Genomic DNA, 7,582 nt, shown 5'->3' on the forward strand with positions numbered 1-7,582 from the left:
GGACTGCGGTTTACGACAATCGACATGACCATCCGAGTAGCCATCGAATCGACCATGTGTCATGTGGATCTCCATAAACACTGCATACGTGGGCGAGCAATCTGCACATCACAGTGATCGCCGGGACATTGCGCTCATAAGCGGCCTGCAGGATGCACACCAGGCTTCATCAGAAGCTCGCTGAGCGCGCCGCAGGACCGGCCAGCGACACCCCTACGCAAACACCGCTGGGATTCAAGAATGGGGCTTACAGGTCCCCTCGATATCTCCGGCGCACGCTCTCTATTGAACCCCGGCTATAGCTTTCTGCGCGTCCCCGAAGGGGCGCGCATCTGGACCCGAGGTGCGAGGGCCGAAGGCCCGAGTACCGATGGGACCAGTCACGGGACATCAACGCTGGCATCCCAATAAATATCTACCTTCTCAAAGAGAAGGTAGTTGCTCTTGATTTATAGCTCTTATGGGGCTGCTGACAAATAAGCTCGTTTACGCGCGTAAGATTCTATTGGCGCTCGCTATGCAGCCAGTTTTCGCCGTTGCTCCTCGCGATGCTTGCGCTGGCTATTCCGGTTCTGCTCACGCCTCCTGTCCGCACGGGGATCGCCTGAGACGCCTGCGGCATTCAGCGCGCGTGTTACCCTCCGCTTTACGCTCGAGCACTGGGCGGCGAACGGGCAGTTGCGACACGGCATATCCCGCACGTCGTGACGATTGCCGATGCACGCCGGAACGTATCCTTCAGGCGCTTCGTTGACCTCAGCAGGCACGGCGACCATCGCCAGCGCATCCCGGACCATGTCTTCTTCAAACATCGCCTTGGCACGCGCCTCTGTCAGCGGTCCACCAGCCCCAAGATACCGCGCCAATCGGGCGGGGCGGTCCTTTGCATGCAGCACATCGGCACTCAATGCCCGCATTGCCGCAGCATGCACGGGATCTTCTCCAGACGGCTCCATAAAGAAGCGCCGATCCCAAGCGGGCGAGAACAACCGTTCACCAGTCTCAGCCCAGGTGGGGTGTCCCCGCATCCATGCGCCGAACAACTTCCCGGAAATCAGCTGGTTTGGCAATGGTGGGCGCTTCGCCTTCCGGCCCACGATCCATCGTTCCATGACGATCTCGCAGAACAGATCGTACGGCATTCCCAGTTCGTCAGCCTTCTGACGGGCCCGCCACAAGCTGGTAATAACCGACCTGTCGTTCAACGCGAGACTTGGCGTACAGGGCTGCTTGCGCGGCGCTTCGGAATGGTCAAAGTGACGCGCCCAAGCAGCACGGTACGCAGCGATATATGCCTCCGTGAACGCCTGCGTGGCCTGCACCGGGGACATGTAGCGGTTCCCGATCCAACGGGTGCGCAGCAACAATGCCTCTTTGGCAAGCAAGCCTTTATCGATGTACGTGCGCTGGAAGACCAGCTCTCCCACCTGTCGCTTCACGGGATCAGCCGACTTCAGCGCGCGTTGATACGAGGCATCCCTGCTCTGCGCCTCCATCATGTTCTTCGCAGACGCCTTCTTTCGGGCTGGGTTAGGCCGTTTTATCTTTGCCTTCCCGCCCGTCGCGCCTGACTTCTTGTTCCTAGCCATTCTCCTTCCCTCCTCGATAAAGACAGTGTTATACCGACCGGGCCGATGAAATCGCCGGTCTTCTTATGTTCACTAGCGCACGGCGCGCCCGGACGTTTCCGCTGCGGGCGCGCAATGGATGACGCGAGTCAGATGAGGGAACGGCCGCCAAGCGGTTGGATGGCGCTATCGCCAAATGTGACAGCCTGAACTTCACCTGGTCCCAGGCCATCCCTAGCCATCACGCTCCTTAGTGCCGTTAGGCGCAGAGGGGCCCCTCCGCACCCAACATGGTCGCCATGGGCCGCTACCGGCTCGGAACTCAGCGACTGACGGCGTCGAGCTCCATCACGTGCAGCTGCACTTCAGCAGAGACAAGCATTGCGGGAGTGATGCGCTTCTTGCCGCAGTGGCGCAGGAAGGTCACAGCACGCTGAACGTAGTCGCGGTAGTTGATACCGGTCATGTCAACCAACTGGCGAGCCTTCCAAATTGCGCGAAACATCGAGGCATCGCATACACGCAGGTCGTAGCGACGGTCAGTGGCACCCGTGTTGAGCTGCAGCCTGCTGGCAAACTCGGCAGTGGCCTCGAATGCAGTCATCTCGCTGTAGGTGGAGGCGCGATGGATTTCGCACACCTTATCCACGACAAGCTGCTCACCGCCCATGATCGTTTCAGAAATTGCGCTCTGCGCGGCGTGCAGCGCGTCCCTGCCCTCACGCTGCGCAGCGAAGAGGCAGATGGAGCGATCAATATTGTTGTGCTTATGCATGGTAGTTCTCCTAGTTGCTAGCGACTGCGGAATTGCCGTCACTGGAAACAAGGTTGCCAAGCAAGTAAGTGGCGGACCCATTGAATTCAACCAGTCCACCATCCTAGGATGTGGCATGAGCCAACTGCCGCATCCTGAGTTCAGGGCACTATTGATACTTGCCAATGGGCTGACTAGCGACCTTGAAGTCCGCCTCAAGGAATACGACCTATCCCTCACTGGATTCCTGGCGCTAGAGGCTATCGAGCGGGCACAAGGTGCCAACGCATATCCGATGACACGCGCGAGCCTCGCTCGAATGATTGGCACCACGCCAGCATCGATGTCTGTACTTGTTGGGCGTCTGATACGCAAAAGGATGGTGTCAGAAACGTCTATTGATGCCCGGGCCAAGAGACTTGCGATTACATCATTCGGGCACTCTAAGCTCGCTGGAGGGAAGGTAGCCTGGGAGGACACCTTTGAAAATCTTAGCGAGGCACTATCGCCTAGCGGCAAAAGCCAGCTTCTGAAGGCCATTGATAAGCTGAACTTGACGCGTGAACACGAGCGCAAAGAGGAGCATCGAGCGGCGTACATGCGCACCCTCTCAAAGCAGTCAACCAAGAATGCAGTTGCAAATAACCATCAACAGTCCAGAGTTGCTGAGTCCCGAAGGAGGGCTGAGCTCGAATGATCACAGCTGTATGGAGTGATCGATTCCGGTACCCCACTACGGCAGCTAGGTAACGCGTCCTTCGCGAACCATCTAGGACTTCGTGCTTTGGATACGGATTATCCACGCACACAATTAGAACCCGTCGTTCGCCAATGCGCACCAATCGCTGCACAACGCTAGCCTGACAGGGTCGCTACACCCCTGCATCGACAGCCCTCGGGCAGCCCCAGATCGGCCGACAGAGCGATCCTAGAGCGTCTATTCTGTGCAGCTAGCCCGGTGGCTGAGACAGTAGCCAGGTGACACCTCAGCTAGCATAAAGAAGGCCCACTGACGTTGCCATCAGCGGGCCTGGTTGCGGCAAATCGAGTTGCTCAGCGAGGGCGAATGCCCAAGCCAAGCAGCACAGCTCCAGCGATGGTAAGTGCTTGACCTACTGCGAGCGCATGCATGTTGGCAATGTTGCCGTAACCGCTTGCTGAGGGGTTGATCAGGAAGTAGAGCCCAATTGCGAGTGCAACTAGTCCCAATGCCACACACGCCACTGTCGAGCCACGCTCTTCCCGGGCGTTCGCGCTCGCACGATTCGATTCAACAATTGCCTTGGGCAGGTCCGCATAGCACTTAGGACACTTCGCGGATGATCTACCCGAGGGGATGGCAGCACGGCAAGCCGGGCATTGATAAAGGTTAGTTGCTGGATTGCTGGTTTGCATGTTCTCTCCTCCATGATTGGATGCACTGGGGTTTCCGACGTCAGCCACCCGTTGGACTACCCACCTGAGCGCCCTTGACCAGATCACGCAATGCAGCGCGTTGCTCATCGTCCAGGCTGTATTCGGTATCGCAGACCCGGACCTCGATCCTGTTGGCACCGGTGAAGGCCCCTGCTTCTGCCAAGGTCATCTTCTTGCCGAACGAAAGGATTGCGTACTCGTATCGATTGAAGGCGGGCATGTCGCTGGGAAGCGAAACAGCCCTTCCGTCCACGAGCATGTCAAAGCCTGTACCGGCGCAGCGGACGTCATAGGACATGTTGAAGGTGAGGATGGCCGAGACGGTGAAAGAGTCCGACTTCGTTACAGCGCGGTCTCCGTCTACTACGCTGTGCAGGCTCAGAGAAATGCCCCTGCTGGTCTTCGACAGCTCCGATAGCTCCACTTTGGCCTCGTAGGAGGTTCGATCCTTGAAACGGTCGTATGAGCGCTGCTCCTGGGCTACGACTTCTCCCGGGGCAACAGCAGTCAGCATCAACGACATGACGGCAGCAAGCGTAATCCTGTTCTTCATCCCAACGTCCCCGACTGAGCGCTGACGGGCCCGGCCACCCCTTGCGACCGGTCACACCGCGTGCAACGCTATATACCGCAATGGTAATGACTTCTACTGAATAGGTATATGGCCCATGCTCCTGCAAGTTCACACACCGTTACCTCCGCGTGCCCTCGCCCCAAGTCATCACTGCTACGTTTTCCAAGCGGCTCTCCGAAGCTCGAGCGCTGCGAGGGCTGTCCCAGCGCGCGCTGGGGGCGCTGGTGGATAAGGATCAGGACAAGAACCGAGGTGCCGTGCTGATCAACAGGTACGAGCGAGAGCGAAATCAAGCGGATATGACCAAGGCTGCGGAGTTAGCCAAGGCATTGGATGTACCGGTCGCCTACCTGTTCGCCGAGGACGATGATCTAGCTGCGGCGATCTTGGCTTTCGCCAAGCTTCCCTCTGGGGAGCGCCAAAGGATGCGGGAAGAGCTCGAGCGTTTGGCTGGGGAGCAGAGGGATTAGCCCTCTCACGCCGCCAGCTCGGCAACTGCCGCCGCCAGGGTGTCCGGGGCCAGGTGGGCGTAGCGAAGAGTCATGGTGATGTCTGCGTGTCCCAAGAGCTCCCGCACGGTATTCAGGTCCACGCCTGCCCGCACCAAGCGTGATGCGAAATGATGGCGCAGATCATGGAAGCGGAACTCTTCAATTCGGGCATCGGCTATGAGTTTGCCCCACCCCTTCTTGATGTCGGTTACGTCGAAGACCTTGCCAGCACGTCGCTCACCCGCTTGACCGGCCCAACGCTGCAGGACTTCCATGGCTTCGACGTTTAGCGGGATGTGACGCTGCCTACCGGACTTGGCGTTCTCGGCTCGAATGGTCAGCATCTTGGCTTCCCAGTTGATGTCAGCCCAGCTCATCGACAACAACTCACCACGTCTCATACCGGTATTAATGGCTGTAAGAACCACCGGGGTCAGGTGATCGACGTACCCGTCCATCGGCAAATCAGGCAGAACCGCTTGCCGGTACTTGCGTCGGGCCGCATTTGCATTTGCCCTGCCCTCAACCCCAGCCAGATCGCGCGATGCCAGCGTGGCCCGGAGCATCGCTTCTTCATCCGGGGACAGGAACCGAACGACCTTGCGGCTCGCGGCTGATCGCTGACGCATGCCCATCAAGGGGTTCGTCTCGATCAGCTTCCACTCAACGGCCCGAGACAAGGCAGACCGCAGGCAAGCGAAGTCGCGCGCTGCAGTAGCCTTGGTGACGGCATCGGGGCCAGTGACACGCCCGCGCCACCATCGCTCCATCGTGGGCACGTCAATTTCGATGATCTGACGGCGTAACAGCCACGGGAACACTGATCGAATGCGGTCTGGGTACTGACGACCGCCCTTGAGCTCAGCCACGGCCCAAGGCTCGAAGTGATCGTTGAGCAGCGCTTCGAGGGTGCAGCTAGTGGGCTTCGACCTCGCGAGCGCGGGCAGCCCAGACTGAACGTACTCAGCAACTGCTTGACGGGCTTGGTCCCGGGCCTGGTCGAGCGTCAAGTGCTCGACCGACCCCAAGGTACGACGCTTACCGTGCGCCCAGGTCACGATCCACGCCTTGTGCCCTGATGGCTGCACACGCAGGATCAGGCCGCGAACCTGAGCGTCCCTAAGCTCATAGGGGCGATCACGGGCTTCTGCTGTAAGAACGATGCGCTTGGTGAGGGCAGATGACATCGGGCGGAGCGTCCGTAAGTGGCGATAAGGCCAACTTAGGACAGGATGCGAGGCGGTGTTTGGATGAGGATTGTCCGCATGCGATTTAATCTAAAGCGAACCTATCGCCGGCATACAGGGCATGCCGTCGATATCCGCTGCAGCGGCCGAGATACTGATCATGCCTCCTGACTGCATCTCAACCTTCAACGAAACTCCGCCATCCGTTGACGAATCGTCCCAGGACGCCTCATTGATTGAACTGCTTGGCCCCCAGTGCTCTCGCCTATCAGCTGAGAATTCGCGCAGCCCTCTGAAGAATATCGACCGGCTCAAAGAGCATTCGTCCAGCGCAATGAGCACCGCCGAGCTTGCAGCCCAGTCGATTCGTATTTCCACAAGCGTCCAATCGTGCATCAGAACCTCACTTTGCCTCGAGGGGAAGATGCGCTCCCGGTGATTCCGGAGCGACATGCTTCCCATTGATATCCAAACGTTGGCCACTAGCATCATTCACATGACAATGGGGCCACAGGCAGCGGCGTCCGTGTAGATGGATGACATCGGGCGAGTTGTCCATAAGTGGCGATAGAGCCAACTTAGGACAGGATGCGAGGGGATGTCTGGATGCCGATCGTCCTCATCTAGGCATCTGCAGGCATCAGAGAAGGCACGACACGCGAGAGAACTTCAACGCAGACATCGTCGGAGAAGACCGCATAATGCGCCATATTGTCCGAAGAATGAACACCACCGCTCGAATTCTCCAACCACGTCAACAACGATGAGCTGGTTGCACGCATCAGGTTATGCCCGGCCACCACTACTCCTGACTCCCAGTATTCTTGGAGACTTCCCTCCTGAGTAATTCGAACGGTCAGCGGCGTTGCGAACATCAGAATCCACGCCTTCCTTCCCGTATTCTCGAACAAATCTACAGTCAGAGACCCGTCAATCGAATATCTGACTTCCCCCACATTCCACGAGTAATCCTTATCAATTCCGTCAGGTCGCCACTCTTCAAAATTTGCAGAATGCTGTCCCATCATGGCTTCTTCCCATATCTAAACTCATCAGTGGTTCGACCATCCTGGCGCTGAATCTCCAGCGTCGGCCGTCCATCCTTGGAGTAATTCCTGTCAATCACTCGACTTCCATCCTCCAATTGCCCCACGCGAGTTCCGTTGGCCTTTGTGTCGACATCCTTGGGACCCAGCGCGTCAAAATCCTTTGCTTTCTGATCTGATTCGGCTCCTCTATCCCATACCCGGGTGCCTCGGGTAGTGACATTTTCAATAGTCGATTCACCTCGTAGTCCGGCTACGCTATCGGGCGACTGCTTTCCCCCTCCCCCCTCCGTGGAGTCGGCCGGATCAGTCCCTTCACTCCGCTGGGTGGAATCAATTGCATTTGAGACTAATCTCCCCCCGTACGCTATCGTCAGAATTGCAGGAAGCGCCAGAGCATCAGCGATGGTGTTCACCTCACCAGAACATCGATTCTCGTTACAAGTGACTGCACGTCCATCAGGATCAGTGAACTTGTACGGATTCCCGTTCGCATACCGATACCGATTGAACTGCTCAACCGGTTTCTGATACGCCGTTACCGGG

8 protein-coding genes and 1 pseudogene are annotated in these 7,582 nt (G+C 57.9%); 2 read left to right on the forward strand and 7 right to left on the reverse strand.

Features of this window, described 5'->3' with window-relative positions; genetic code table 11:
- Positions 1–515: 515 nt before the first annotated feature.
- Positions 516–1,589, reverse strand: coding sequence for a bZIP transcription factor (locus N5D91_RS24015; protein WP_180855552.1), 1,074 nt, complete (start codon positions 1,587–1,589; stop codon positions 516–518).
- A gap of 301 nt (positions 1,590–1,890) precedes the next feature.
- Positions 1,891–2,343, reverse strand: a complete 453-nt coding sequence (locus N5D91_RS24020) for a hypothetical protein (RefSeq protein ID WP_180855551.1) — start codon at positions 2,341–2,343, stop codon at positions 1,891–1,893.
- A 115-nt stretch (positions 2,344–2,458) separates the two neighbouring features.
- On the opposite strand from N5D91_RS24020, the gene N5D91_RS24025 reads away from it, so the two are divergent.
- Positions 2,459–3,019, forward strand: a complete 561-nt coding sequence (locus N5D91_RS24025) for a hypothetical protein (protein ID WP_180855550.1) — start codon at positions 2,459–2,461, stop codon at positions 3,017–3,019.
- A 356-nt stretch (positions 3,020–3,375) separates the two neighbouring features.
- On the opposite strand, the gene N5D91_RS24030 is transcribed toward N5D91_RS24025, so the two are convergent.
- Together N5D91_RS24030 and N5D91_RS24035 are read right to left on the reverse strand one after the other, a co-directional pair.
- Entirely contained in the window at positions 3,376–3,717 is a 342-nt protein-coding gene (locus tag N5D91_RS24030; RefSeq protein WP_180855549.1) for a hypothetical protein, read from the reverse strand.
- Between the two features lie 40 nt (positions 3,718–3,757).
- The gene (locus tag N5D91_RS24035; RefSeq protein ID WP_180855548.1) at positions 3,758–4,291 is read right to left on the reverse strand and encodes a hypothetical protein; all 534 of its coding nucleotides are present in this window, start codon (positions 4,289–4,291) and stop codon (positions 3,758–3,760) included.
- 245 nt (positions 4,292–4,536) lie between these two features.
- Between N5D91_RS24035 and N5D91_RS24040 the strand changes: the two genes are divergently transcribed.
- Positions 4,537–4,782, forward strand: coding sequence for an XRE family transcriptional regulator (locus tag N5D91_RS24040; RefSeq protein ID WP_241898547.1), 246 nt, complete (start codon positions 4,537–4,539; stop codon positions 4,780–4,782).
- Positions 4,783–4,787: 5 nt separating this feature from the next.
- Here the strand turns inward: N5D91_RS24040 and N5D91_RS24045 are convergent, their stop codons facing one another.
- The 3 genes and pseudogenes from N5D91_RS24045 to N5D91_RS24055 form a co-directional block, all read right to left on the reverse strand.
- Complete coding sequence (locus N5D91_RS24045; RefSeq protein WP_180855547.1) at positions 4,788–5,990, reverse strand: site-specific integrase; 1,203 nt, start codon at positions 5,988–5,990, stop codon at positions 4,788–4,790.
- 623 nt (positions 5,991–6,613) lie between these two features.
- Complete coding sequence (locus N5D91_RS24050) at positions 6,614–7,018, reverse strand: hypothetical protein (RefSeq protein ID WP_180855546.1); 405 nt, start codon at positions 7,016–7,018, stop codon at positions 6,614–6,616.
- Positions 7,015–7,582 (reverse strand): annotated as a pseudogene (locus tag N5D91_RS24055) (hypothetical protein); the annotation flags it as partial. The gene N5D91_RS24050 and the pseudogene N5D91_RS24055, both read right to left, overlap by 4 nt.

The organism is Stenotrophomonas sp. GD03794, assembly GCF_029842145.1.
In the GTDB taxonomy this organism is placed as follows: domain Bacteria; phylum Pseudomonadota; class Gammaproteobacteria; order Xanthomonadales; family Xanthomonadaceae; genus Stenotrophomonas; species Stenotrophomonas riyadhensis.